This is a genomic window from Lacrimispora brassicae (assembly GCF_054772055.1).
In genome coordinates, this window is sequence record NZ_BRYH01000065.1 from 1 (window position 1) to 25,711 (window position 25,711).

General features: G+C 44.8%; 23 protein-coding genes and 1 tRNA gene. 4 read left to right on the forward strand and 20 right to left on the reverse strand.

What is annotated here, in order from left to right; genetic code table 11:
• Positions 1 to 134 precede the first annotated feature (134 nt).
• The gene (locus ACYVD3_RS27520; RefSeq protein WP_460645704.1) at positions 135 to 509 is read left to right on the forward strand and encodes a Fur family transcriptional regulator; all 375 of its coding nucleotides are present in this window, start codon (positions 135 to 137) and stop codon (positions 507 to 509) included.
• Between the two features lie 49 nt (positions 510 to 558).
• Complete coding sequence (locus tag ACYVD3_RS27525; RefSeq protein WP_460645705.1) at positions 559 to 1,035, forward strand: 6-pyruvoyl trahydropterin synthase family protein; 477 nt, start codon at positions 559 to 561, stop codon at positions 1,033 to 1,035.
• Positions 1,036 to 1,337: 302 nt separating this feature from the next.
• On the opposite strand, the gene ACYVD3_RS27530 is transcribed toward ACYVD3_RS27525, so the two are convergent.
• The 3 genes from ACYVD3_RS27530 to ACYVD3_RS27540 form a co-directional block, all read right to left on the reverse strand.
• Positions 1,338 to 2,525 (reverse strand): hypothetical protein, encoded by a 1,188-nt coding sequence (locus tag ACYVD3_RS27530; RefSeq protein WP_460645706.1) that lies wholly within the window; start codon positions 2,523 to 2,525, stop codon positions 1,338 to 1,340.
• Positions 2,506 to 5,025 carry a DUF2339 domain-containing protein gene (locus tag ACYVD3_RS27535; RefSeq protein WP_460645707.1) on the reverse strand — a complete coding sequence of 840 codons (2,520 nt, stop codon included), beginning with the start codon at positions 5,023 to 5,025 and terminating at the stop codon, positions 2,506 to 2,508. The genes ACYVD3_RS27530 and ACYVD3_RS27535 overlap by 20 nt, the downstream gene beginning before the upstream one ends.
• A gap of 169 nt (positions 5,026 to 5,194) precedes the next feature.
• Complete coding sequence (locus ACYVD3_RS27540) at positions 5,195 to 5,395, reverse strand: hypothetical protein (protein WP_460645708.1); 201 nt, start codon at positions 5,393 to 5,395, stop codon at positions 5,195 to 5,197.
• A gap of 99 nt (positions 5,396 to 5,494) precedes the next feature.
• On the opposite strand from ACYVD3_RS27540, the gene ACYVD3_RS27545 reads away from it, so the two are divergent.
• Entirely contained in the window at positions 5,495 to 6,460 is a 966-nt protein-coding gene (locus ACYVD3_RS27545; protein ID WP_460645709.1) for a DUF5688 family protein, read from the forward strand.
• On the opposite strand, the gene ACYVD3_RS27550 is transcribed toward ACYVD3_RS27545, so the two are convergent.
• From ACYVD3_RS27550 to uvrB, 5 genes are all read right to left on the reverse strand, one after another.
• Positions 6,423 to 6,842, reverse strand: a complete 420-nt coding sequence (locus ACYVD3_RS27550) for a threonine/serine exporter family protein (RefSeq protein ID WP_460645710.1) — start codon at positions 6,840 to 6,842, stop codon at positions 6,423 to 6,425. The genes ACYVD3_RS27545 and ACYVD3_RS27550 overlap by 38 nt on opposite strands.
• Positions 6,836 to 7,615 (reverse strand): threonine/serine exporter family protein, encoded by a 780-nt coding sequence (locus ACYVD3_RS27555; RefSeq protein WP_460645711.1) that lies wholly within the window; start codon positions 7,613 to 7,615, stop codon positions 6,836 to 6,838. The genes ACYVD3_RS27550 and ACYVD3_RS27555 overlap by 7 nt, the downstream gene beginning before the upstream one ends.
• A gap of 26 nt (positions 7,616 to 7,641) precedes the next feature.
• Positions 7,642 to 9,639, reverse strand: a complete 1,998-nt coding sequence (gene feoB, locus ACYVD3_RS27560) for a ferrous iron transport protein B (protein WP_460645712.1) — start codon at positions 9,637 to 9,639, stop codon at positions 7,642 to 7,644.
• Positions 9,632 to 9,865, reverse strand: coding sequence for a FeoA family protein (locus ACYVD3_RS27565; RefSeq protein WP_460645760.1), 234 nt, complete (start codon positions 9,863 to 9,865; stop codon positions 9,632 to 9,634). The genes feoB and ACYVD3_RS27565 overlap by 8 nt, the downstream gene beginning before the upstream one ends.
• A 186-nt stretch (positions 9,866 to 10,051) precedes the next feature.
• Entirely contained in the window at positions 10,052 to 12,037 is a 1,986-nt protein-coding gene (uvrB, locus tag ACYVD3_RS27570) for an excinuclease ABC subunit UvrB (RefSeq protein WP_460645713.1), read from the reverse strand.
• Between the two features lie 433 nt (positions 12,038 to 12,470).
• Between uvrB and ACYVD3_RS27575 the strand changes: the two genes are divergently transcribed.
• Complete coding sequence (locus ACYVD3_RS27575; protein WP_460645714.1) at positions 12,471 to 13,493, forward strand: threonine aldolase family protein; 1,023 nt, start codon at positions 12,471 to 12,473, stop codon at positions 13,491 to 13,493.
• A gap of 158 nt (positions 13,494 to 13,651) precedes the next feature.
• On the opposite strand, the gene ACYVD3_RS27580 is transcribed toward ACYVD3_RS27575, so the two are convergent.
• From ACYVD3_RS27580 to ACYVD3_RS27635, 12 genes are all read right to left on the reverse strand, one after another.
• On the reverse strand, positions 13,652 to 14,959 hold the full coding sequence (locus tag ACYVD3_RS27580) for a S41 family peptidase (RefSeq protein WP_460645715.1): 1,308 nt from the start codon (positions 14,957 to 14,959) through the stop codon (positions 13,652 to 13,654).
• A gap of 39 nt (positions 14,960 to 14,998) precedes the next feature.
• Entirely contained in the window at positions 14,999 to 15,364 is a 366-nt protein-coding gene (locus ACYVD3_RS27585; RefSeq protein WP_460645716.1) for a M23 family metallopeptidase, read from the reverse strand.
• A 227-nt stretch (positions 15,365 to 15,591) separates the two neighbouring features.
• Positions 15,592 to 16,500 carry a permease-like cell division protein FtsX gene (ftsX, locus tag ACYVD3_RS27590; protein ID WP_460645717.1) on the reverse strand — a complete coding sequence of 303 codons (909 nt, stop codon included), beginning with the start codon at positions 16,498 to 16,500 and terminating at the stop codon, positions 15,592 to 15,594.
• Positions 16,490 to 17,176, reverse strand: a complete 687-nt coding sequence (ftsE, locus tag ACYVD3_RS27595) for a cell division ATP-binding protein FtsE (protein WP_460645718.1) — start codon at positions 17,174 to 17,176, stop codon at positions 16,490 to 16,492. The genes ftsX and ftsE overlap by 11 nt, the downstream gene beginning before the upstream one ends.
• Before the next feature lie 230 nt (positions 17,177 to 17,406).
• A complete protein-coding gene (locus ACYVD3_RS27600) occupies positions 17,407 to 18,495 on the reverse strand; it encodes a PucR family transcriptional regulator (protein ID WP_460645719.1) in 1,089 nt (362 codons plus the stop codon).
• A gap of 103 nt (positions 18,496 to 18,598) precedes the next feature.
• Positions 18,599 to 19,711 carry an ABC transporter ATP-binding protein gene (locus ACYVD3_RS27605; protein WP_460645720.1) on the reverse strand — a complete coding sequence of 371 codons (1,113 nt, stop codon included), beginning with the start codon at positions 19,709 to 19,711 and terminating at the stop codon, positions 18,599 to 18,601.
• 320 nt (positions 19,712 to 20,031) lie between these two features.
• On the reverse strand, positions 20,032 to 20,616 hold the full coding sequence (locus ACYVD3_RS27610) for a class I SAM-dependent methyltransferase (RefSeq protein ID WP_460645721.1): 585 nt from the start codon (positions 20,614 to 20,616) through the stop codon (positions 20,032 to 20,034).
• 29 nt (positions 20,617 to 20,645) lie between these two features.
• Positions 20,646 to 21,485: a CvfB family protein gene (locus ACYVD3_RS27615; protein WP_460645722.1), complete on the reverse strand. Its 840-nt coding sequence runs from the start codon at positions 21,483 to 21,485 to the stop codon at positions 20,646 to 20,648.
• Between the two features lies 1 nt (position 21,486).
• A complete protein-coding gene (locus tag ACYVD3_RS27620) occupies positions 21,487 to 22,212 on the reverse strand; it encodes an acyl-[acyl-carrier-protein] thioesterase (RefSeq protein WP_460645723.1) in 726 nt (241 codons plus the stop codon).
• A gap of 178 nt (positions 22,213 to 22,390) precedes the next feature.
• Positions 22,391 to 22,462 (reverse strand) — tRNA-Gln (locus ACYVD3_RS27625).
• Positions 22,463 to 22,643: 181 nt separating this feature from the next.
• On the reverse strand, positions 22,644 to 24,410 hold the full coding sequence (locus tag ACYVD3_RS27630; protein WP_460645724.1) for a hypothetical protein: 1,767 nt from the start codon (positions 24,408 to 24,410) through the stop codon (positions 22,644 to 22,646).
• A 101-nt stretch (positions 24,411 to 24,511) separates the two neighbouring features.
• Positions 24,512 to 25,684, reverse strand: coding sequence for a glycoside hydrolase family 88 protein (locus ACYVD3_RS27635; protein ID WP_460645725.1), 1,173 nt, complete (start codon positions 25,682 to 25,684; stop codon positions 24,512 to 24,514).
• Positions 25,685 to 25,711 lie beyond the last annotated feature (27 nt).

Here is a 25,711-nt window from a genome sequence, read left to right on the forward strand (position 1 = left end):
TTTCAACCAAGCATCCTCAATTTGTTCCTATAGCGCTATCGTGGTTTTTGCTTAATGATAATTTTTAAAGATTAGTCTTGACTAAAACGGACATATGTATTATAATTAGAATAATTCTAAAAAGGAGTGATGATATGACTACCTATTCAACACTAATTCTTAATATTATTAATTCATCAGATGATCACCTTACTGCTGAACAGATTTATCTAAAATTGAAGGAGACTTCCTCAAAAATAGTATTAGCAACTGTATACAATAATTTAAACACACTCTATGAGAATAATCTCATTCGAAAGGTTGTAATAGAAGGAAGTCCAGATAGATATGACAAAAACATCATAAGGCATGATCATCTGGTCTGTAAACAATGTGGACGATTATCTGATATTGTACTTAAGGATCTGACAGTAAATTTGGAAGAAGAAATTGGAGAAGAAATTTTTTCTTATGATTTAAAGGTTAGTTACATCTGCCCTTCTTGCAGACAGGGAACAGTGAGCAAATAAGCATAACTCTAAGGAGTATGTGCTTAAAATATAAAAGGAGGTATTATATATGAAATCCATAACTAAATTAAACATTCAGTACTCCCATCGTTTTCTCAATTACGAGGGAGAAGCCCAGTATCTTCATGGTCATACAGGATTACTTACCATTGAGGTTGATGGTGATGTTGACGGCAGAACAGGCTTTGTGTATCCCTGCAATAGTATCAAACGTATTGCCTGGGATTACTTGAAAAACTTTGATCATGCATTGATCCTGCAGAAGGAAGATCCTATCTTACCGGAAATCCTAAAAGTTTATGAAGCACAGGGAATCCGTGATGGTTCAGAAACAAATACCATGATTGGCGAACCATTTGATACTGCCTTGGCAAAGGCTTATCCGGAGTGTCGTCTGGTGGTAGTTGAAAAAGTTGCGACCTGCGAGAATCTCATTGAGGTTTTCTACAGTCTGCTAAAGGACAAATTGAACATAAAGAAAATGACATTTGCTTCAGGCGACAATTGTGCTTCTGCGGAATTTTAAATATCTTTTGACCAATTAAAGAAACAGGAGCCACAGCTCCAATAGATTCTTCGTCTATTGGAGTTATGGCTCCTTCTTCATGAACTTAAGTCTTGAAGAATTTAATATTCAACATTTGTAAATGGCAGAGATATGTTCAGCTATATTTTCAATGTTTATTTCTAATCAGAAATAGCCTGTTCATACCTTTCTGCCAAGGATATTAGAATCCTAAATAAGCAATAATCTCACCAAATTTTGATAACTGTATCTTCCAATATTCTGTAGTGGCCTGACGAAGATAAATCAGGTTGTTAAAAGAACTAGTCCGGTATACGTCTTAAGCGGAATAAGATCAAACCACCCAATAATACTGTAATTCCTATCACCACTATGTTAAAGATAACTTTATAATCCCGTTCTGCCGATTTTTCATTTTCTTTGTCGTAATTAATTGCGCTAATTGTGACTTTGTCAATTGTACCTTTTAATATTTCATCCTTGTACTTTGTGATATCATATACTGGAGATGTCTTTGTAGCATCTGCGCCAAAATCAAGCGTATAGCTTTCATTCCCATTCCCCTCAAAAACCACCTCGTCAGCGTAATAGCGTACAGTTATGCCCGTGATATTAATAGGTTTATCATCGTTGTTGGTAATTGTAATGACGTAAGTGTCTTCCTGTGAAATCTGCCAATTAAGTGGCAGTGTTGTATCTGTGTATGATGTCTCATTCAATGATAAGTTGTATATCTCTTTACCCGATGTAAGCGGTGCCTTTGCCGTTCGCTTGAACATACTGTCTGTTTCGATTGTTACATCACACAATCGCAAATTCTTTAATCCTTCAATTTTTATAAATGTCGTTTTATCCTTTTCCTCTATACTAAATGTGGGAGTAAGACTTTCAATAAAATAGTTTTTCTCACTTATTGCAATGCTGTAAACTAAATCCACAGCTTCAAACGAGATTTTTTCCAGATTGTTTGCCAGTTGAAATCGGTAGTGGGTGTATTTTTGAGGTTTATTAAACTCAATGCTAAGCTTTGATTTATCATCAATATTATACAATTTGTCATTCTGTATAAATTCCCAATGCAAGTTGTCGTAGCTGCCATAAACGTCTACAATCTTTGCAAAGTTAGTGTTATTGGTTGAAACTTCAACAGATGTTGCAACGGTGTCGCTTTCCCGTTGGGTGGTGAGCTCATAATCGAAGTAGAAACTGTTATCCTTTGTATATGAATTTATTAACTCCATTGGATAGGTTTCCCTGCCCTCATACACCTTTTGAAAGCCGGTATTAATAAAATACGGCACAGTTTCCCCTTTACTGTCTTCTATTAAAATGTCAGACAAATCGCTGTTTGAGTTGTTGTAAATTTCAGGTGTAAGTCTTATAGCCTTATATTTGTTCTCGCCGCTGATTTGAACCGCCCCTGTGTGAGCAAATGCTGTTGTGCTGAAAAAACACAGCAAACATATTGTGCTAATTATTCTCTTCAGCATCAACCGGCACCTCCTCTTTCAGTTCCAAACGCTTGCTGAAATATTGATATACAAACGATATTGCGACTAACGTCACTCCAAGCACGAAATATGACACGATTTTGTATGCTTGGGTTAGGCTGGACAAGTCTAGTAAGAATAATTTAATTACCGCTAAAATAGCCAAACCGAGGCCAAATCTCCGTATAAACGAATACCGTCTCATAAATCCGTAAACAATCCATGCAAGCGCTGTCAGGACATAGATTATACTAATCCCGGCACTTGAAAAGGACAGGTTGTATTGTGTAATTAAATTTTGGGTTAAGATTAATACAAAGTATCCGGAAATAATCAATGGGTACCACTCAATGCTCAGTTTTCGCCCTGTTACTATGAGCTTCATCAAATCACGCACCGCGAGCACAGAGATCAGCCCCACAACTACGAGAATCAGCGTTCCAACAAGCATTATACCAAGCGATGCAGATGACCAACGGTTGATTGGACTGTCCACGGCATTAATCGTAAGCAACCCAAGGATGCCTATTATATATAGAATTATTGATATTATTTTAATACCTAAGTCAAACAAAATCTTTATTCGCGGCAAGGCGTAAGCAATCAAAAATGTGATGACAATTGCGGCTGCGGCAATTAAGTAATCAATGCTGTATGCCCCACCCTCCCTATAAATAAGCATAGTTCTCAATTTTCCAATGATGTATAGCGTATAAAACCAAATATTTATAAGAGCGAAGTACTTGTAGATTTTTATAAATCCACCTGCCATCATCCTTTTGTACATGTATGTGCCCAAAATAATCAAGCTGCCAAGTGTCATTGCAAGATATTTATATGCAAACAGATAATCGATTACCCATAAGCAGTCAATCAGCAAAAATGCCGACAAACACAATCCGCTTATAATAAGACCAGTACGCTTGAAGATTTTCTCGTTGTTTAAAACTCCATAAGTTGTGAGCGCAACACCCTCTGCAAGCCACCCGAGGGATAGCCAAGCCCGCCCAAATTGAAGCGGTATAATAAGCACTACAAATGCAAGTCCCGTCAAATAAAACATCGCTTTTGTATTGCGTTCTTCATCTGTGAATTTATTCTCAATAAGTTTGCCGAGGAACAAATAAATCAAGGCAAAGGCGATAGCAAGCGCACCGTTGAAATCTTCTAACTCGAACATATAAAACACACCGTACATAATCAAGCTGCTGAAAAATGTGTTTATTGCAAGCAGCACAACATCAGATTTTCTAAACTTCGCTTTTGTGCGGTATGTGCTGACGATTGGTATAAGTGTGTAAATTAGGAAAGCAAACAGAACATATAAAATTACTATGGTTTTTTCTATGATGGTGGGGTTATATCCAAAATTGCAACAAATGTATACAGTGCCAAAAATGTTTAAAATCAGTCCTATGTAGGATGGCACATGCCATTTCCTGCTAAAGGATACCATAAGGGCAAGTAAATTCAGAGCTACAAAATATATCATAGCACCGTAAATAATTGCAACAACCGAGCCGATAGAGAACATTGGCAGATATCCGCCGATAAGCGCAAAAGACATAATTATTTGTGAATTGTAGCGGTTTGACAGGACAAACGCTACTGCTGTGATCAATATACATACTGCAATTGCAGGGTACATATCAAGAATTTTTAACCCAAAATAGCTTGTCGTCAACGCAACATACAAAACACCAACGCCTCCGGCCGTGATGCCGAGGGAGAAAATATTTGGCTTATTTTTGTTCATTAATTCGCCGGCGATCAGCATTGCCGCGCCAAATAAGAACATCATAATACCTTTTAACATAAGGGGTAATTGGACGTATGTGTACCGCGCTGCAGTGATAACGCCTATGATTATAAGGAATATTCCAATGGCGTTAAGTAAATTCAGCCCTACAAACCTTTCAAAATTATTCTTCTTTGCAACGGAACGCACTTGTTCATCTGTAACTTGTTCCCTCTTAAGTGCTTCAAGCTCCTCCTTCTCAGCGTCAGAGAATGCCCCGTGTATATGAGCGGCGTTTGCCCGCGCAATTGTCACCTTTTCGTTAAGCAGTGCAGTTAATTCCCCAAGTCTTGCATAAATTTCATCCTTTGTATGTATGTTATACCGCCGCAAAGTCGCTGTAATATCGTCTATTCTTGACTTAACACCGTTTTCAAGAACTGTGAGCCTGTTTTGTTCTCCCTCAATGTTTGACTTAAAGTATATATCAAGTTTTTGCGCGGTGGCGTTCACAATTTTAATTTTTTCATTGTAAATTTGCTCGTATAACGCATTTTTAAGTCCCGCATTCTCATCCGCAAGTGCTGATATGTTACTCCTTGCTTTTTCATAATCTGTTCGCAGCTTTTCCAGCTCTGCCTTTAATTCGGCATTTTCTCGTGCTGTATCACTATTCTCAATTGCATGATATTCAGCTTCAAGCTGCATCAAAGCTTCTTTTTGTCTGCTTATTATATCCTTCAAATTTCCGGTTGTCCCCATATTCCACCCCCTCAAATTATTTGTTTAATTAATATATATGGTGAGTATAATATAAATAACGCTGAAAGATTCGCTAACCGTAGTATAACACTGTCCGATTGAAAAATCCATCCAGACTTTTCTTTCTGATAAGGGTAATCCCTTGTTATATCCCTCTTCTTACAAATGGCTACACAAAAACTTCAGAATCAATCCTAATTTCATGCTTTCCTGATTTACTAAATCTGTCCACAGAATCTGTATCAATGTACACAGAAGCTATTATTTTATCACCTTTTACTTTTGCCTCAACCTTTACTGCTGAACGTAAAAAATTATATTGTCTTTTACCGCCATCTACATTATAATAAAAGAGCCTAAAATCCGGCAATTCTCATTTTCCAACACTCATTCATTAATTCCCCAATTCTATTCTTGTTGTAACTCTGCCTCAAGCAGTTTACATAAACAAATCTAAGGAGGTATACATATGGTATACGAAACATTTCTGGAAACTGTCAAATTTTCCCTGAAAGAACGGTTGGGACCGGAATTCACCCTGGTGCTCCAGCCCATCACAAAGAACAACGGGCTTATTCTCCATGGACTTTGCATTGGAAAAGCGGATGAGCGGGCTGCCCCCACCATCTATTTAAACCATTTCTATGAATCATACCAAAATGGCAGGCCTTTTCATGCCATCCTTGATGACATCGTGGCCCTTTACCAAAACAGCCCCCTGCCAGGTGACCTTCCCATTGAAGAATTCTTATCACCGGATCAGATCATGGAAAAAATCATCTTCCGCCTTATTAACGAACCGGCCAACCGGGAACTTCTAAAGGAAGTCCCTCACATCTCTTATCCGGAACTGGATCTTTCCATTATATTCTACCTGTCATTACAAAACGGCGAAGACAGTTTTCTTACCGCTCTCATCTACAACCGCCATCAAAAGGTATGGAACCGTTCCACGGAAGAAATATACCTGGCGGCCAAATCAAATACTCCGCGCCTTTTCCCTGCCCGGATCCGTTCTCTTCCCGAAGCCATAAAAGATATTGCAAAAAGTTCCTCTGAAAATGGAATAAACGAAGATGCCTTGGAAGAATTTTTTGATACTGCCCCTCTGTCTCCCTCCATGTACGTACTGTCCAACTCCTCCGGGATCAACGGGGCCGGGTGCCTGCTTTATGAGGACATATTAAAAGACTTCGCATCATGCAGCGGCAGCGATTTGATCATACTGCCCTCCAGCATTCACGAAGCCCTTATCATTCCATACAGCAAAGATATTTCCCTTGACGAATTGGCGGAAACCGTTTTCTCCATTAACCAGGAAGAAGTCCCGGAAGAAGACCGTCTGTCCAATCACATCTATTTCTATTCTAAGAACAGCAATAAGCTGACCATTTCATTTACCTCTTCTGCCCCAATCGGAACAAAGAATCCATAATAAAAATTGCCATTGCTATGGCGCCAGAAATCTGAAGCGTCTCCACCAGATAATGGCTGGAAAGCTCCGGGTTATTGCTGATGACATAGGACACGCTCCTATAAATGGATGTTCCCGGAACCGACGGCAGGATGCCTGCCACCAGAAACACAGTAACCGGTGATTTAAAAATCCGTGCAAAAATATGGCTAGACAAAGCCACCAGCAGACTGGATAAAAAGGCCGCGGCTATGACAGACCCAGCCGCGGCTTCTACCAAAAGGTAGACAAGCCAGCCGGCCGCGCCGATTCCTCCCGCCAGAGCCACGTACTTCTTTGGAAGCTCCAGGATCAGAGAAAAACTGATCACAGCCAGAAATGCCCCAATCGTCTGTACTACCATGAAAGCCCGCCTCCTGCCAACCACTGAAATAAGCCCATGCCGGCTCCCACCCCTGCGGCAACTGCAAGAGCAATCACTACTGCTTCCATGATCCTGGCAGTTCCTGAGGCATAATCTCCGTTTAAAGTATCCCGGATGGCCGTTGTAAATATGACACCGGGAAGCAGGGGCATGATTGCACCAATGATGATGATATCACTTTTGATTCCCGGCATAAACCACCGTTCCATAAAAAGGGTGGAAACGGCAATTAAAAATGCACAGACTCCGTTGATGCAGAAATCATTCAGCCTGATCCTTACGGAAATCTCCATTGCCACTGCTAAGAAAATTCCGGTCACAGCCGCCGCCAGACAGTCTCTCCATCTTCCGCCTAAAAGCAGAGTAAAGAATACCGCCACGCCCATGACACCAATATCCTTCAGTCTTTTTCCGTACTGAACTGCATTCCGTATCTCCTTCAGCCTTCCATAAGCCTCCTCCACCGTCATACGGTCCTCGCATAAGCTTCTGGAAACATCATTGACCAGATACACCCTGTTTAAGTTGGTAGCTCTGCCTGTAACCCTTCTGGCTACGGTTATGGCCTCAATGGAGGGATCATTAAGGGACGCAAAAATCCCTGTGGAAAAAACAATGGCTTCCGCAGTGTCCCTGCCCGCCTTTCGTAAAATGTGGTCAATGGTATTTTCCACCCGGTAAATCTCCGCACCGCTCACCAGCATGATCTCACCTGCCAGAACCGCAGTCTCCACAAGCAGCTTATCATTCATAGGCTTATTCCTCTAAAATATGAAGTTTAAAAAATCAGGCTTCCAATCTGAAATACAAGTACAGAAGCCACCCAGGCCACTGCAAGTTGAAAAAACACCATGCCAACCGTCCATCTTAATGAACCCGTTTCCCTTTTAATCGTTGCCACAGCAGCAATACAAGGGGAATACAGGAGGCAGAAAATCATCAGGGCATAAGCATTCACGCCTCCAAAGCCAAAGCTTCCAAGAATTTTGGACAGCTCTCCCATTCCCGCCGCGGAATTAATATTGTTGATTCCAAACAGGACTGAAAAGCTGGAAACCACCACTTCTTTTGCAGAAAGCCCGGAAATCAGAGCCACTGCGATCCTCCAGTCCCCAAGACCGGCAGGACGGAGCACGGGAATCAATACTCGTCCGATGGCAGCAGCAAAGCTTTGTGAGACATCCGTGACAAATCCCGAAGACCCGCTGTTTAAGACAAACCAAAGGACAATGGTTGCAAGAAAAATGGTGGTTCCTGCCTTGCCTAAATAATCCTTTACTTTGTCCCATACATAAATAGCTACCGTCCTCCCGTTTGGCGTCTTATATTCGGGAAGCTCAATAAGAAGGGTATCCTCTTCCTCCGCCTTTGCCATAAGGTGAGTCACATAAGCGATGGTGATCGCCACCATCAAGCCGATGAGATACAGGGAGTAAGCCACCATCAAGGCATGTTCCGGGAAAAACATCTGAGAAAACAGCACGTAAATAGGGAGTCTGGCAGAGCAGGACATAAAGGGCGTAATTAAAATGGTCCTTTTCCTGTCCTTTTCACTGGGAAGGGCCCTGGCAGCCATAATCGCAGGAACGGTACAGCCAAATCCCAGAAGCATGGGAAGGAAGGCCTTTCCGGAAAGTCCCACCCGGCCCATGATCTCATTCATGACATAAGCGACCCTTGCCATATATCCGCTGTCTTCCAGAAACGCCAGAGCAAGAAACAGGATAAAGATATTGGGCAGAAACGTGAGGATTCCCCCCACTCCGGCTATTATTCCGTCCACCACCAGAGAAGTGATCCAGGCAGAAGCGTGGATGCCTTCCATAAACTGCTGCATGTAGACGGAAATCAGTCCCAAAGCAATTTCAAAATACCCCTTTAGAAAATCGCCCACAGTAAAAGTCAAAAAGAACACCAATGCCATGATGCCTAAGAAAAAGGGCACTCCTAAAAAAGGATGGGTCAGATATTCATCAATTTTGTCCGTAAATGCTGCTTTCTGTTCCTTGTTCACCAGGCATTCCCGGATGATTCCTTCTATATAGTCATATTTCTGGTTGATGATTTCCCTCTCATAGTTATGGTCAACAATGTTGCTCATATCTAAGGGATATTCATCCCAGACCTCCTCATCATATTCCAAAAACTTGATAGCATGCCACCTTAAATTATCCATGTTCCCGTAATGGGCTTTTAGTATGGTCTCTATCTTGGAAATTTTATTCTCAATTTTAGGCGTATAATTTACGACCACGCCTTGAGGACCTTCTTCATAATGGTGAACCACCGCATGAAGCAGCACATCAAGCCCGGTCCGTTTTCTTGCGGAAACCGGAACCACTGGAATGGATCCCAGCATCTCAGGAAGGCGGTGTAAATCAATCTCCATTCCCCTGTCCTCAACAATGTCCATCATATTAAGAGCCAGGATGACAGGCTTTTTAAGTTCCAGAAGCTGAAGGGTCAAATACAGATTCCGTTCCAGGGATGAGGCGTCCACCACATTGATGATCACATCCACTTCCCCGCTTTCCAGGCATTTCCTTGTTACTTTTTCTTCCAGAGTATAGCAGGCCAGACTGTAAATTCCGGGTGTATCAATGACCCGGATAGGACGGCCCTTGTAGCTGGTCTCACCTTCCACTCTCTCCACAGTAACGCCGGGCCAGTTGGCCACTTTAAGCTTTGCACCTGTAAACGCATTGAATAAAGTCGTTTTTCCGCAGTTGGGATTTCCCACAAAGCCCACACGAATTATTCTGTTTTCTTCACTCATGTTCCACAGCCTCCCTGATTTCGATTCCTTCCGATATCCTTCTTCCAAGGGCAAGGCGGGTGCCTCTGACCTTGATGATCACAGTACCGCTTCCCTTTTTATTCATCAGGATAACAGGAGTCAGCTCATTAACTCCAAGAGCTTCCAGGCGCCTGGTGATGGTATCTTTAACCATCACGCTGTAAACGATGTAGGTTTTTCCGATTTCTCCTTCATGCAGCTTCATAATATTCTCCTCCAGATGCAGCCGCTTCCACCGGCGGCGTTCCAAGGCTCCTGCCTTAAATGCATCCATTGAGATTTTACTCTTATTGAGAATCATTGTCAATACCAATTATCCCTTACGGGAAACATTCTCATTAGTCCGGTCATGCCATAAAAAACCGGCAGGTCTTACGTATTTTTTGATTCCTCAATCGTCCATATCCTGAAGCATTTTCTTAATCTGAACCATCCGGTCACGTAGCTTGGCAGCCTCCTCGAAATTCAGCTCCGCTGCTGCCTGGTGCATCTTCTTTGTAAGCTCTTTTGCAAGCTTCCCCAATTCCTTTGCATCCATTGATTCCGGATCCTTCTTAAAGTCCTTCTCCCCCTCAATGGCTGCCTTTGAGATGGCAATCAGGTCGCGGACCGACTTTTTGATGGTGGTTGGTGTGATTCCATGCTCTTCATTATAGCGCTGCTGGATCTCCCTTCTCCGGTTGGTCTCTTCAATGGCCACATTCATGGACTTCGTCACACGGTCGGCATACATGATCACATGGCCCTCGGAGTTTCTGGCAGCCCTTCCTACGGTCTGGATCAGAGAGGTCTCTGAGCGGAGAAAGCCTTCCTTATCCGCATCCAAAATAGCCACCAGGGTGATCTCCGGGATATCAAGACCCTCCCGCAGCAGGTTGATCCCCACTAGCACATCAAATACATCAAGACGCATGTCCCGGATGATTTCGGAACGCTCCAGAGTATCGATATCAGAGTGAAGGTACTTTATCCGGATCCCCACCTCTCTCATATAATCGGTCAGATCCTCCGCCATCCGCTTGGTCAGGGTGGTAATCAGCACCTTGTTTTTCTTCTCCACTTCCTTATTTACCTCGGAAACCAGGTCGTCGATCTGCCCCTCCACCGGCCTTACATCGATTTCAGGGTCAAGAAGCCCGGTAGGCCGGATGATCTGCTCCACTCTTAACAGCTCATGCTCCGCCTCATAAACGGAAGGGGTGGCGGAAACAAACATCATCTGATTAATCTTGGACTCAAATTCCTCAAAATTCAAGGGACGGTTATCAAGGGCAGAGGGAAGGCGGAAGCCAAAATTCACAAGGGTGGTCTTTCTGGAACGGTCTCCTGCAAACATCCCCCGCACCTGAGGCAGGGTGATGTGGGACTCATCCACAATGATCAGGAAGTCATCGTCGAAATAATCGATCAGGGTATAAGGCGGCTCTCCTGCCTGGCTGCCGGTCAAATGCCTGGAATAGTTCTCAATTCCGGAACAAAAACCGGTTTCCTTCATCATTTCCACATCGAAATTCGTCCGCTCCGAAACCCTCTGGGCCTCCAACAGCTTGTCCTCGCTCTTAAAATATGCCACCTGCTCCTTTAATTCCTCCAGGATGGTCTGTGCGGCCAGCTCCATCTTATCCCTGGATACGACGTAATGGGAGGCCGGGAATATGGCCACATGCCCTAACTCCGCCCGTATCTCCCCGGTAAGGGTATCGATCTCCGTGACACGCTCCACTTCATCTCCGAAAAATTCGATCCGGTAAGCCTCACTTCCTGAATAAGCAGGGAATACCTCCACCACATCTCCTCTTACCCGGAAGGTTCCCCGCCTGAAATCCATATCATTCCGGTCATACTGGATATCAATCAGCTTATGGACCACCTCATCCCGGTCCTTTATCATGCCGGGCCTTAAGGAAATAACCATTTCCTTATAATCGATAGGGCTTCCCAAGCCGTAAATACAGGAAACCGATGCCACGATGATCACATCCTTCCGCTCCGAAAGAGCTGCCGTGGCCGAATGCCGGAGCTTGTCAATCTCATCGTTAATGGCCGAATCCTTTTCAATATACGTGTCCGTGGAGGGCACGTAAGCCTCAGGCTGGTAATAATCATAATAGGAAACAAAATACTCCACCGCATTTTCCGGAAAGAACTCCTTGAACTCGCTGTAAAGCTGGGCAGCAAGCGTCTTATTATGGGCGATGATGAGAGTGGGTCTCTGCAGCTTATGGATCACATTTGCCATGGTAAAGGTCTTTCCAGAGCCTGTAACTCCCAGCAACGTCTGGAATTGATTGCCCTCCTGGAATCCCTTCACAAGCTGGTCAATGGCCTGGGGCTGGTCACCGGTAGGGGCATATTCTGAATGCAATATAAAGTCCATGATTATTTACCTCCAAATCCTTTTCCGCAGGCAGCAGTCAATTAGACATGCAAGCATATCCACTTGGCTCGTCACCTTTGCGGGAATTACAAAGTCAGTTACTGTCAATTATAGCATATGGCAATAAAAAAGTATAGCAAAACAGGGAACATCTGTTCTTCTCCTGTTCTTTTAGTATTGAAATTCTCCTTCTTTTAGTATATCATACATCTTATATTATCGAAAGTAAGGAGCACTTTCCATAATCGGATGGACGGGCTGAAAAGCAGCCCTTTTATCTTCACTTGCATTGCAAGTTCAGATAAGTTATATTATTATCGAAAGTAAGGAACACTTTCCATAATCAGATGGACGGGGCAAAGAACGCCCCTTTTATCCTCACTTGCGTTGCAGGTTCGGATAATCCATACTATGAAACAGCAGGAGGATTTTTATGTACAGCTTTAATAATGACTACAGCGAAGGCGCACATCCAAGAATTTTAGAAGCCATAATCAATGCCAACTTAATTCAGAAGACTGGATACGGGCAGGATGACCATTGCACCAATGCCTGCACCCTAATCAGAAAGGAAATCGGCCGGGAGGATGCAGACGTCCATTTCATAGTGGGCGGCACCCAGACCAATCTGATCACCATCGGCACTGCCCTGCGCCCCTGGCAGGCAGTCATCTCCACGGACAAGGGTCATATAAACGTCCATGAGACGGGAGCCATTGAAGCCACCGGGCATAAGGTCCTGGCCATGCCATGCGGGGATGGAAAGCTGACTCCTGCCCACATCCAGAAAGCTCTGGACCTACATACCGATGAACACATGGTACAGCCGAAAATGGTCTATATTTCCAACTCCACGGAGATCGGCACCCAATATACCAAAAAGGAGCTGGAAGCCCTTCACCACATCTGCCGCCAGAAAGGGCTGTACCTGTTTCTGGATGGAGCCCGCCTTGGGTCTGCGCTTACAAGCTCTGTGAATGATTTAACATTAGAAGATATTGCAAGGCTCACTGATGTATTTTATATCGGCGGAACAAAGGGAGGAGCCCTGTTTGGAGAAGCTCTTGTGATCTGCCACCAGGATTTAAAGCCGGACTTCCGGTTTATGGTAAAACAGCGGGGAGCCATGCTGGCAAAGGGCTGGCTGCTGGGCATCCAGTTTGAAGAACTGTTTTCCAACAATCTCTTCTATGATCTGGCCTCTCACGCAAACGAAATGTCTGCCATTCTGAGAAAAGGGATTGAAAAATGCGGATATTCCTTTTACTCCGGTTCCATGACAAACCAGCTTTTCCCCATATTTCCGGACCAGGTGATCTCAAAGCTGGAAAAGGACTTTCTTTTCTCTGTTCAGGAACGGATGGATGACAGCCATACCGCCATCCGCCTGGTCACCTCCTGGGCTACCAGCGAAGAAGCATGCCGCCGGTTTATCAGCCTTCTGGAAACATGCTGATGGAAAAAGTGCTCCAGGTAACCAAGCGTTTTAATTGCAGAAACCTTCTAAGTAAAAAGGCATTCTGAATGAAAAAGCCCTCCAGAGCCAGCAGTTAAATATACCGGCCCTGGAAGGCTTCTTCCTTTTTGCGATCTGATTTATATTCTGATTACAACCTAACGGTTTTCATTCAATGCTTTTATAGCTTCCCCAAGCTGGTTGTCTTCACTATGCTCTATTTTGATCTTGGTTTTTAATTCCTCTTTTAAATCAACTGCAACATCCGGTTCCAGGCCCTTTCCATGAAGGTCGAAACCGCTTGGCGTATAGTAATGGGCAACCGTCATCTTAATGGCAGTACCATGATCAAGAGGAAACAGCGTCTGGACGATTCCCTTTCCAAAGGTTTTTGTTCCCACCAGTTTGGCCCTGTCATAAGCCTTAAGCGCTCCGGAAAATACTTCAGAAGCACTGGCAGACTGGCCGTTGACTAAAACAGCGATGGGTACGTCTACTTTATGGCCGTCAGAAGCGTAATACTGCTCCCCTTCTCCATTCTTATCCGCCATATAAACAAGAAGTGTTTTATTCTTCTTGGTCTTTACCAGATTAGGATCTCCTTCAATCACCAGATCGTCGGGAAGAATGTAATCCAGCATGGAAACCACCGCATCCACAACTCCGCCTGGATTATTTCTCAAATCCACGATCATCTTTTCCATGCCCTGTTTTTCCAGATCATCAATGGCACTTTTAAACTGGCCCGCCGTAACCCCATCAAACTGGCTGACCGATATATATCCGATATGGTCTGCCAGCATCTCATGTTCTACAGTAGGAACCGTAATCTGGCGCCGCTCCATGGTCACATCAATGTAGGCCCCTGTATCCGGACGAAGGACTGTGACCGTTACCGGCGTTCCTTCCGCTCCCTTGATGTGGTCCTTTACCACCAGTTCTAAATCCATGCCTGTCACTTCTTCATCGCCCACCTTGTAGATCATGTCACCGGGCAGTATTCCAGCCTCAGCCCCAGGCGTTCCTTCAAAGACCTTTGTCACCGTAATGATTCCAGTGGCAGCACTCTGGCTGACCATGACTCCGATTCCGCAATATTCTCCGGCCGTATCCTCCATCAGCTTCTCATACTCGTCTGCTGTATAGTAAACCGTATAAGGGTCCTCTAATCCATACAGCATTCCCTTATAGATCCAGTCTTCCACGTTTTTCATATTCTCATCAAAGAGATAGTACTTATCAATCACGCTCTGGATCGTCTGGATTTTATTCACGATCCGGTTCATGTCCAGGTTGCCTTCCTGGTTCTCTGCCTGGGCGGATTCTGCTGCCTGACCTTTTCCGTCAATGGCTGCTCTGCCGATCAGAAAGATCCCCAAAGACATCCCCACAATAACAAGACCTGCCAATGTGGTCAGAAGCGCCCCGACTAGGGCGCCTTTCCAAAATTTATTCTTACTTTCCACTGTTATTCTCCTATCTAGCTCTTTATGGGCTTGCGTATTTCACCGGTTTTCCTGGCTGCCGTCTTTCCTGATCTCAAAATGAAGATACGGCACTGTGGAATATACGGTATAACCCACATTTGCAATTACCTGCCCCTGCCACACTTCCAGCCTCATACCGAAAGCCGGGAGCAGTGCATATAAACGGCAAAAACACCTCCTACACGAGGAATCATGAAATATGCCGGCAGAATAACTGTATGTAGGTGTGGATGCGATTCCCGGAAAAGGGAACTGGGAGGCGTCTGAATCGTTCCTGCCTGACAGAGGACAGAACCGTATACGATTAATATTCCCCATAGCAACCGTATTATACGTTTTTCCGGCCTGCTTCACCGCTTTCCGTGCTTTTCTTCTTTCTGCCATGTTTCCCGCCGCCATAGATTTATGCCGGCGTTCCGGGCAGAAATGATTTTTCAGCTCAGAAATGCTTTCTGATCAGCCCTGATGTGTTTTTCCCTAACTGGAAAGCTTAGAATTTTTCCTGTACCGGATATTGCTCCCCGGCATTTTTCTATCATATGCAGCAATGCTGCCGGTATATTCCCCTCAGTCAAAAACAGGATATTTTAAGTCTTGACAGACTTCTTCCCTTATACTTTCAAGTGCTTCCGGATTGTAAAGAAGCTTACAAAAAATCCGATTCCCACGCCAAGAGCCAGCGCCGTTCCCGCCATATAGGGGAATATGGCTTCCACCGGAAGGAACTGAAACAGCCCTGATAAGATACTGAACTTCGTGATCACATATTCAACCGTAGACCGGTACAGAAAATAAATGGCAATAAGAGGGATGGAGGCTCCTACCAGTCCGATGATGATTCCTTCCACCACAAAGGGTGCCCGGATCATATAGTTGGTGGCTCCAATTAATTTCATGATCTGGTTTTCATTCTTCCTAAAGGCCGCCGCCACGGAAATGGTATTGCTGATCAGGAATATGGCCACAGCCAATAAAACACCGATGATCAGCATGGAAAGAACACCGATCACCTTGCTTAAGCTGTTCATTCCTTCTGCCGCTGTCTTGGAATAATTGACCTTCCTGACACCGTCAATGCTCTTTAGCCAGTCCACAACCTGATCCTGATCCACCAGATCATTTAAAAATATGGTATAAGAGGCTGAATTTGCCAGGGGATTGTCCTCCTCAAACCCTTCCGCAAGATCCTGCATGTCGCCGAAGTATTCCTGTTTCGCTTCCGCCCATGCGTCCTCCGCTGAAGTGAAGGTCGCTTCCTTTACATCATCTCTGGCTTTGATCTTATTGCCGATTTCCTTGATTTTGTTGGTATCCAGCCCTTCATTAAAAAACACCGTGATCCCCACCGTGCTTTCCGTATTCTTAATCACATACTGTACGTTGATAACAATGGAAAAAAACAGGCAGAACAAAAAAATACAGGCGGAAATCGTTGCAATGGAAGCCAGGGAAAACAAAATGTTCCTGCATATATTATTTACACCTTGCTTCAGGCAATACCAAAACGTACTAATTCTCATATGTATAACCGCCTTTTTTCTCGTCGCTTATGATGGTTCCACGATCCATCACAATCACCCGTTTTTTCATCCGGTCCACAATCTCCTGGCTGTGGGTGACAACGATCACCGTTGTTCCCAGCCTATTGACCTCATTTAAGAGCTTCATGATCTCCATGGAGTTGTACCCATCTAAGTTTCCGGTAGGCTCATCCGCCAACAGAATCTCCGGACGGTTAATCAAAGCCCTGGCAATTGCAACCCGCTGCTGCTCTCCGCCGGATAACTGCTGAGGAAAAAACTTGTATTTTGAAGAAAGTCCCACCATCTTTAGCATGGCGGGAACCGACTCTCTTATGTTCCTTGTGGATGCGCCGATCACCCGCTGTGCAAAGGCTACATTTTCGTAGACACTACGATCCTTTAACAGACGGAAATCCTGGAAAACCATTCCAAGCTTCCGCCGGTATTTGGGAATGAATGTTCTGGGCATCTTGCTTAAATTCATATCATTCACAATAATTTTACCGGAGGTAGGCTCCACTTCCTTTAACAGCATTTTTAAAAGGGTGGATTTGCCCGAACCGCTGCGGCCAATGATGAACACGAATTCCCCATCCTCAATGGTCATGCTGACATTGCGCAGCGCCTTGTTTCCGGCTTCATATGTTTTGCTTACATTCCATAGTTCAATCATTTCAGTCCTCTAAATTTTTGTGCTTTGATTACTTTTGCTTTTGGGTGGAAATGGAGAAAAGAAGGGATTTTGTTTTTGTTCCCCCGGTTCCGCAGTGAAACCCCGATTGCGCTTTGCTCCATCTCGGTTTACGGGCTTTGCCCAATGAAAACAGTCAGCAAGATGGCTGCTTTTGTGCAAGCACAACACAGCCACCTTACTGCCTCTTTTCCCACTGCTCATTGCCAGCGTTAATAGTCCTGATTCTCCATATATTTCATGTATTTTACTACCATCAGGGCGATCTTAAAGGTGATGGCGTCTTCAAATACACGCAGATCCAGGCCGGTGCTCTTCTGGAGCTTGTCCAGACGGTAAACAAGGGTGTTTCTGTGAATATAAAGCTGTCTGGAGGTCTCTGACACGTTTAAGCTGTTCTCAAAGAATTTATTAATGGTTGACAGAGTTTCATCATCAAAATCATCAGGAGACTTTCCGTCGAAGATTTCTTTGATGAACATACGGCATAAGGGCAGGGGAAGCTGATAAATCAGACGTCCGATTCCCAGTTTGCTATAGGCAACCACATTCTTATTGCTGTAGAAAATCTTGCCCACATCCATGGCCATTTTGGCTTCCTTATAAGATCTGGAAACCTCTTTGATCTCACTTACTATGGTACCAAAGGCCACATGGACCTGAGTCATAGCCTCGGTATTGAGCATGTCCAAAACAGTATTGGCAGTCTTTTCTAAATCCTCGTAAGTCTCGCCTTCCTTTACCTCTTTCACAAGAATGATATTCTTCTCATCAACGGCGGTAACGAAATCTTTAGTCTTTGCGGCAAACAAATTGCGCACTGTTTCCAATGCATTCACATCTTTTTCATGCTGGGTTTCAATGATGAATACGACTCTCTTGATGTTTGTCTCAATGTGGAGCTTCTTCGCCCGATTGTAGATATCCACCAAAAGCAGATTATCAAGCAATAAGTTCTTAATGAAATTATCCTTGTCAAATCTCTCTTTATACGCAACCAGCAGGCTCTGGATCTGGAAAGCGGCCAGTTTGCCCACCATATAAACATCATCGCTTCCTCCTCTTGCGAGAAGAATGTATTCCAGTTGGTGCTCATCTAACACTTTGAAAAACTGATATCCCTGGATCACCTGGCTGTCGGCCGGAGAATCCACGAACGCCAGGATTGAACTTTCATAATCTTCTGCATCAGGAAATGTGGTTGCCAGTACCTTTCCTTCTGTATCACAAATACACAGATCAATTCTCGTAATCCCTTTTAATCCTTCAATAGTTGTTTGAAGTATTTGATTCGAAATCATGGCATATTCTCCTTTTTCGTAAATTTACCTTATTATATATTAATGCAAAAAGAAAAAAAAAGCAAGCGGGTAGAAGGACCGCTTGCTTAAAATTTCATAAAACTTAGTTTAAAACAACGATTTCTGTGTCTTTATCGAATACATGGATCTTTGTTAAGTCAAGAGCCAGCTTAATTGTATCGCCAGGTCTTGCTGTTGTACGAGGATTTACTCTTGCGGTAAAGTTTACATCTTCCACATCAAAGTATAAGTAAACTTCAGCACCTAACAGCTCGTAAACTCTGATGGTAGCGTTAATGACACTTGAAGGAGAAGATGTGAGGAAAGCTTCCTCATCATGTAAATCTTCCGGACGAATGCCTAAAGCAACAGTCTTTCCGATATAACCGGCATCCTCTAACTTTTTCGCTTTTACTTCCGGAAGGGCGATGGTATTTCCGCCGAATGTTAAAGTAACATCGGTTCCTTTCTTCGCTACGGTAGCATCGATCAGGTTCATCTGGGGAGCTCCGATAAATCCGGCAACGAATTTGTTACCTGGCCTATCGTATAAGTTCTGAGGAGAGTCAACCTGCTGGATAACGCCATCCTTCATTACTACGATTCTGGTACCAAGGGTCATGGCCTCTGTCTGGTCATGGGTTACGTAGACGATGGTTGCCTGGAGTCTCTGATGAAGCTTGGAGATCTCAATACGCATCTGGCCTCTCAGTTTCGCATCAAGGTTGGATAACGGCTCATCCATTAAGAATACCTTTGGATCACGCACAATAGCACGTCCCATTGCAACACGCTGTCTTTGTCCACCGGATAAAGCCTTTGGCTTACGGTCTAATAAATGCTCAAGATCAAGGATTCTTGCAGCTTCATGAACCAGCTTATCAATCTCGTCCTTTGGAGTTTTTCTCAGTTTCAGGCCAAACGCCATGTTATCGAATACGGTCATATGAGGATACAAAGCGTAGTTCTGGAATACCATTGCGATATCTCTGTCCTTCGGCTCTACATCATTCATTAATTTTCCATCAATGTAAAGTTCACCGGAAGAAATGTCTTCCAGACCTGCAATCATACGAAGGGTTGTGGACTTACCACATCCGGATGGTCCTACGAAAATGACAAATTCCTTATCAGCAATATCCAGATTAAAATCTTTAACTGCTTCAAATCCGTTAGGATATCTCTTGACGATGTTTTTCAGTGATAAACTAGCCATTTACTAATCCTCCTAAAATAAAGTGTTTATTCTCTGATCTGAACCAACAGCCAGCATAGCTGCGGCCCCCTGTTTCTGAAACAATCATACATGAATTGTTTTTCTTTTACCATATTGTTATTTACCAAAATCCATTTCGGCCTTTTGGCTAATTTGTATAACGGGTCAAAAAAATGATTGAAACGTCAAAATATCAAGAGAATCGTTCTAATATTTCTGTCTATATTCGATAGACTGTGGGTATTGCCCCTTTGTTTTAGTCAGAAACCACAAGACGGCGCCAATATTTTTGGCACCGTCTTACAGTTTTATATGCTGTATTATCGCTTTTTCACAAGAACGTTCAGCCATTTCACATCAGAATGACCAGAACGCACATCCTCTGTTTCCCAAAGCTTTACAATTTCAAACCGGTCATTATCCCTTAAAAGTTCCGAAAAGGAATCCGCCGTAAAGTCGCAGAAATACCGTTTTCCTCTGAATCCCTCAAAGTCTCCCAGTTTAAAAGACATGTAAAGGATTCCCTTATCATTTAAGGCCCTTGCTATCTTTGTAAGAATGTCAGACAGTTCCTTTTTCGGAATATGAAGTAAGGATGCGCAGGCCCAGATTCCATCAAACACATTATCAAAATCCATTTGTTCAAATGTCATCTGAAGCACTTCCAGGCCGGTATGGATCTCTGCCAGCTTACACATCTCCTCCGATGCATCAAGCGGCGTCACATCATATCCTAGTTCATAGAAAGTCAGGCTGTCCCTGCCTGATCCGCATCCTAAATCCAGAATCGTATCGCCTTCTTCCAGAAGATTCAGGAATTCCTTCATGACCCCTGACATATCCTGGTTCACTGTTTCTTCAAATTCCTTTGCCGCATACTTATTATAATAGTCTATCGAGTCCAAAATAATCCTCCTGTTATCCTTTTTACCCGTTATTTGATTCTTTCGATTTTGCTTTCCGTTATCTTGATTTTTCCTTCTTTCAGAAGATGTCCCACTGCCCGCTTAAATGCATTCTTGCTCATGGAAAACTCCCGCTTGATGATCTCCGGCTCCGCCTTATCGGTAAAGGGCAGGCTGCCGTCAAACTGTGTTTCGATGATCTCAAGTACCTTGCCGGAATCCGCATCCATCTGAATATAGGCCTTCTGTCTGGGGCTTAGATCCAGTTTCCCGTCTTCCCTCACTTTGGTGACTCTGGCCGTTACTTCATCACCTTCCCGGTAATTTTCAAAAACTTCTTTCAGGGGGATCAGTCCGTAAAACTTATGGTCTACTGCCACAAAAGCTCCCAGGGTCTCATTGAGTTCATAAATAATTCCGGTCACCTGATCATCCTTCTTATAGGGTGACTGATTGCTCATATAGGAATACACCCTCATGGTAGCAGCCAGCCGCTTGCTTTTATCAATGTACAGGGCCACCAGCACTTTCTCTCCAGCCCGTACCTTATGGGTCTGTTCCTTAAAAGGCAGAAGCAGATCCTTTTCAAGTCCCATGTCAAGAAATGCGCCGATTTTACCCACTTCCTTCACCTCAAGTACAGCGGTTTCATCTACTAAAAGCTTCGGTGCCGCTGTAGTGGCAATCAGCCGGTCCTCCGAATCCTTATAGATAAAAACAGAGATCCTGTCTCCGGGCCCGGTCCCCTCCGGCACCTGTTTTTTGGGCAGGAGCACGGAAACCTGGCTTTCTGCCTCCTCGCCCACATATACGCCGAACTCTTTGACCCTCTGTACCACCAGGGTCTGCATCTTTCCTAATTCTATCATGTTACATCCTCTCTGTTGTTCCCCGCAGCCAGATGACTGCGTAAGCTGCTCCCCGCTCATCACACAAGGAAGCGGTATAGCCTTCCTCTGTCCGGCTCACACGGGGATAAATTGCATCTCCAAAGACTGCCGCCTTTTTATATTCTACTCTCAGTTCGGAAACCTCCACCTCATCCGGAAGCACCTCTCTGGCAATCTCTACATATTGAGCATTATTAACATGGTGGTTCGTGTCAATATGATGCTTTCCAACGATGACCGGCTCTGTACTTTCATATTCCTCCGGCAATTGGATCTTACGGGAAGCATAGTCCATGGAAAGCTGCTTTTCCCTGCCGTTTCCATATCCCCGGATGTCTTCCGGTTCGATTTTAACAGGACGCCCCTTTTCCGTATCAAACAGGAACCATACGGAATTAGCCCTTACAAGGTACTCTCCGGCCTGATCACATATGGTGAAATTCCGGTATCCGTAAAACCCCTTAAAGTCATAGGGCCAGGTACCCACCACGATCTCTTCCCCCAGCACGGGATAACGGTCCACCACGATCTGCCAGGAGGAAAGCCACCAGGCCTTATGACGGTCTGTTAAGTAGGAAATCCCAAGACCGATGTCCTCAGACTGAAACGTAGAGCAATCCTGTAAGTAATTCATGATGCCTGTTAATGTCAGTCTGCCGCGCTCATCTGTTTCACTGTAACGGACCCTGCTGCCAAATGTATACATTTCACACCTCTCATCAAAATTATATAACATTATAAAGCATTTTCATGCTCTTGTCCAGATAAACCCGAAAGAACCCTATGAGTGTTTCCGGAGAAATTCTATCAAAAAGGAAAGTCTTAACAATAACTTAACGGCTTGTAATGAAAAAAACGGAACCTGATAAGGTTCCGCTTTCAGACTGGGCTACAAGGATTCGAACCTTGAAATGACGGAGTCAGAGTCCGTTGCCTTACCATTTGGCGATAGCCCAAAAATCTAATAAATACAAGGATTGTGCAGTACAGCGCTTTTTCCTTCCGTCTTTTGCATAACGGTTTTGTATCGCTTTTGCCGCTAGTTCCATATTCTATCACAATCATCACCATATTTCAACACATGGAAACAAAGTTTTAATACAAACTTTGTTTCCATGGCCGGTTAAGGCAGGAAAGTCAGACGCTTATGCTTAAACCGGCCTTCCCATTGTGGGGGTATAACTGGATCCTCAGTGCCTGCAGGCCGGGCACCAGATTAAAAATACGTTCCCTTCCATAGGGCAGGTTCAGCCTATAAGACGATTCCACCGTCACGGCTGTATTTCCCTTTTGAATCCTTACGGCATTCCCATTTTCAGCCACATCCACCGGTTCATCCATGGCGCTCACCACGGGACAGATCAGTGTTCCCTCTTTAAATTCCGCCCATATGCTCAGCCGGTTCTCCTCAAACCGGTAGCAAAAACAATACTTTTGCTCTTTCCCCGGCGCCTGGTCATGATGAATATCCTTTAACGTTCCCCTGACGGTAACTGTATCCCCCTCTATGGTGATCCTGGCGCAGTCCTCATAAAGGCTGCTATAGAGGATTCCAGCTTCTTCCGCTTCGATCCTCAAAGCCTGGCATTCCTGCCTGACCCGGAAGGGGGTCTGCATGTTGTTTGGCTCTTTCATGGTATAATGGCTCATGCCGGCGCACAGCAAGGTTCCTGCCTGCTCATGGTGAAGGAGTGACAGGGTCCCGCCGCCGGCATGGCCTCCGGGAAGATATTCCCAGTCATAGGCCGTCACAGTGGCTGTCATGGAACCCTTAGTCACCAGCCAGCTTTCCACCTCCCCATAATACCTGATTTTTTCCTCCCTCTGCCGGGGCAGGCGTTCCTCTTCCCGCCCTTCTCTCCACAAACTTCTGTCCAGAATTCCCGCCAGCACTTTTGCGTGGGTAAACGTGTGATGGATGCAGGCCGCCTGACCTGCCAGCTCATAGTGGGGTCCCCCAGCCAGCAGTCCGCCATTGGTACATGCTTTCAGAAGCTTCAGATTCTTTGCTGCTGCCAGAGAGAAGTCCGGATTCCCCTCCCCCAGGAGTAAATACCCCAGTCCGCAGCCATCGGATGTGCGGCTTCCCCAGTAGCTCCATTTATAATTTCTGGTTCCAAAGCTGTTGTCCCAGGCACCGTTTTCAAGCAGAAAGGGCAGATGGGCGGCCAGCCCTCTTTCTGCAGCGGCCAGCACCTTTTTATTCCTGCTTAAATAACCATACAGCGCCAGCGACGGCAGGGTCTCCTCCACATTATATCCGATATCAACCGGCCGGCAGCCCCTGGGGCTTTTCAATTCACGAGGTACTCCCTCTCCCAACAGCAGCCCATTTTCTGTGAGAACCTCTCCGGCTATCTGTGCCAGTTCCTCTGCCTTTCTTTTATAACTTTCATCCTGCAAAACCAACCCGCATTCATATAATGCCAGCGCGTTAGAAATGGGATAATTGATGTTATTATCTTTTAATTCATCAAACTGGTACAGGAATTTTGCCGCCTGCCTCAGGCGCTGCTTCCAGGCGTCTCTCGTCTTTGCAGAAAGAAGGGCTTCATGAAACAGCAGACAGTCCGCAAGCTGAATGGCATTAAAGACCGTGGTTCCTGTCCACCCGGAGTCTATATCATTTAAAAAAGATCCATCTGCCTGACTAACCGTTTGCTCTGCCCATATAAAAAGCTTCTCTGCGGCAGCCACCCACTTTTCATCCTTTTCCCATGAAGCCATACACAAAAACGGATACATGGCTTCAAAACAGCGTCCATGGATCTTCCCGCACGCGGGACACAAGAGCGCTCCATGAAGCCTGGGATCTCCAATATCCTTTATTTGAAGGTACAGCAGAGCTTCACACCATTCCTTTAAAAGATCCCTGCATAGTTTTTCCATATCTTTTCCCGTCATTTTCATTCCACCATTCTCTGTCTGACTATTTTCCATTCCTTGATGCCCTGTTCCCCATTCTTCTGTATCCTGAAATATCCATTTCTTTCACGGTCTGGCCCTTACCAGTAGGGATTCCAGACGGCATTTAATCTCACCAGGCCTTCCAGGTAATAATAATCCCCCCAGAGATTGCATTCGTCCACGCCGTGGTCAATGCAGTCGTTATAGGGAGTCTTCCTTCCATATACCCCATGGAGAAGCAGCCCATCGGATACTGTTTCGGATCTTGCGGCACAGGTATCATAAAGAGCCTTCATCAGCCGCCGGGCAACCCCGGTATAATACAGGGCCTTTTCTTCCGGCAGATACTTGGCCATTTCCAGCATACCGCAAGCTGCAATAGCTGCCGCAGAGGAGTCCCTGGGTTCCATGCTGCCGTCTTTAAAGATGAAATCCCAGTATGGAACCAGGTTGCCCGGCAGATGCTCCAGAAAATATCCGGTTACCTTTTCAAACAGTTCCACATATTCCGGATTCTTCGTATAGCAGTAGCTTAAAGCAATTCCGTAGATCCCCCAGGCCTGGCCTCTGGACCAGGCGGAGTCCGCGGAATATCCCTGATGGGTGACCCCTTTAAGCGGGGCTCCCGTTTCCGGATCAAAATAAAATGTATGGTATGTAGAGCAATCAGGACGAATGAGCACCTTAAGGGCCGTTTGGACGTGTGCCTCCGCCTTCTTTGCATAAACTTCATTCCCTGTCACCTCACCGGCCCAGTACAGCAGCGGCAGATTTAAAAGACAGTCAATAATCAGGCGGTAATTGCCCGGTTCATAAAGCTTTCCCCATGCCTGCAAAAACTGTCCTTTTTCATGGAAACGCTCCAGGAGCTTCTGGGCCGCCATCAACGCCGTTTCCTTTGCCTTTTCGTCACCGGTCAGTTTATAAGCCGCCACACAGGATGGAGTATACAAAAAACCAAGGTCATGGGTGTCCGTTTCAATCTGGTTTTCAATACGGTGCCGGAAATCGTCTGCATGGGCCAGGGCCGTCCGTTTTATATCTTCATCCTTTGTACACTCATAGGCCAGCCACAACTGCCCCGTCCAGAAACCATTGGTCCACTGGTTATTGGGTGCTTCCGTATAAAAATTACCGGTACTGAATATATGCTTAAATGCCCCTCCAAATCTGGACATGGAAAAACGGGTCTGTAAAATCGCAGTTTTTAAGGCTTCCTCCAGTTCTGCCTGGGTCATCACCGGATAGTTGGATAATTCTTCTTTCTTCATGGTCCTCTCCATTCTTTATCAGATTCT

Excerpts from the sequence above, each read along its gene's own strand:
- ACYVD3_RS27620 (WP_460645723.1), bottom strand. The coding sequence starts at position 22,212 with ATGTATACATTTGGCAGCAGGGTCCGTTACAGTGAAACAGATGAGCGC.
- ACYVD3_RS27520 (WP_460645704.1), top strand. The coding sequence starts at position 135 with ATGACTACCTATTCAACACTAATTCTTAATATTATTAATTCATCAGAT.
- ACYVD3_RS27600 (WP_460645719.1), bottom strand. The coding sequence starts at position 18,495 with ATGATTTCGAATCAAATACTTCAAACAACTATTGAAGGATTAAAAGGG.
- ftsX (WP_460645717.1), bottom strand. The coding sequence starts at position 16,500 with ATGAGAATTAGTACGTTTTGGTATTGCCTGAAGCAAGGTGTAAATAAT.
- ACYVD3_RS27565 (WP_460645760.1), bottom strand. The coding sequence starts at position 9,865 with ATGAAGCTGCATGAAGGAGAAATCGGAAAAACCTACATCGTTTACAGC.
- ACYVD3_RS27635 (WP_460645725.1), bottom strand. The coding sequence starts at position 25,684 with ATGAAGAAAGAAGAATTATCCAACTATCCGGTGATGACCCAGGCAGAA.
- ACYVD3_RS27525 (WP_460645705.1), top strand. The coding sequence starts at position 559 with ATGAAATCCATAACTAAATTAAACATTCAGTACTCCCATCGTTTTCTC.
- uvrB (WP_460645713.1), bottom strand. The coding sequence starts at position 12,037 with ATGGACTTTATATTGCATTCAGAATATGCCCCTACCGGTGACCAGCCC.
- ACYVD3_RS27550 (WP_460645710.1), bottom strand. The coding sequence starts at position 6,842 with ATGGTAGTACAGACGATTGGGGCATTTCTGGCTGTGATCAGTTTTTCT.
- ACYVD3_RS27630 (WP_460645724.1), bottom strand. The coding sequence starts at position 24,410 with ATGACGGGAAAAGATATGGAAAAACTATGCAGGGATCTTTTAAAGGAA.
- ACYVD3_RS27535 (WP_460645707.1), bottom strand. The coding sequence starts at position 5,025 with ATGGGGACAACCGGAAATTTGAAGGATATAATAAGCAGACAAAAAGAA.
- ACYVD3_RS27615 (WP_460645722.1), bottom strand. The coding sequence starts at position 21,485 with ATGATAGAATTAGGAAAGATGCAGACCCTGGTGGTACAGAGGGTCAAA.
- ACYVD3_RS27605 (WP_460645720.1), bottom strand. The coding sequence starts at position 19,711 with ATGGCTAGTTTATCACTGAAAAACATCGTCAAGAGATATCCTAACGGA.
- feoB (WP_460645712.1), bottom strand. The coding sequence starts at position 9,639 with ATGAGTGAAGAAAACAGAATAATTCGTGTGGGCTTTGTGGGAAATCCC.
- ACYVD3_RS27585 (WP_460645716.1), bottom strand. The coding sequence starts at position 15,364 with ATGGCAGAAAGAAGAAAAGCACGGAAAGCGGTGAAGCAGGCCGGAAAA.
- ACYVD3_RS27555 (WP_460645711.1), bottom strand. The coding sequence starts at position 7,615 with ATGAATGATAAGCTGCTTGTGGAGACTGCGGTTCTGGCAGGTGAGATC.
- ftsE (WP_460645718.1), bottom strand. The coding sequence starts at position 17,176 with ATGATTGAACTATGGAATGTAAGCAAAACATATGAAGCCGGAAACAAG.
- ACYVD3_RS27530 (WP_460645706.1), bottom strand. The coding sequence starts at position 2,525 with ATGCTGAAGAGAATAATTAGCACAATATGTTTGCTGTGTTTTTTCAGC.
- ACYVD3_RS27545 (WP_460645709.1), top strand. The coding sequence starts at position 5,495 with ATGGTATACGAAACATTTCTGGAAACTGTCAAATTTTCCCTGAAAGAA.
- ACYVD3_RS27575 (WP_460645714.1), top strand. The coding sequence starts at position 12,471 with ATGTACAGCTTTAATAATGACTACAGCGAAGGCGCACATCCAAGAATT.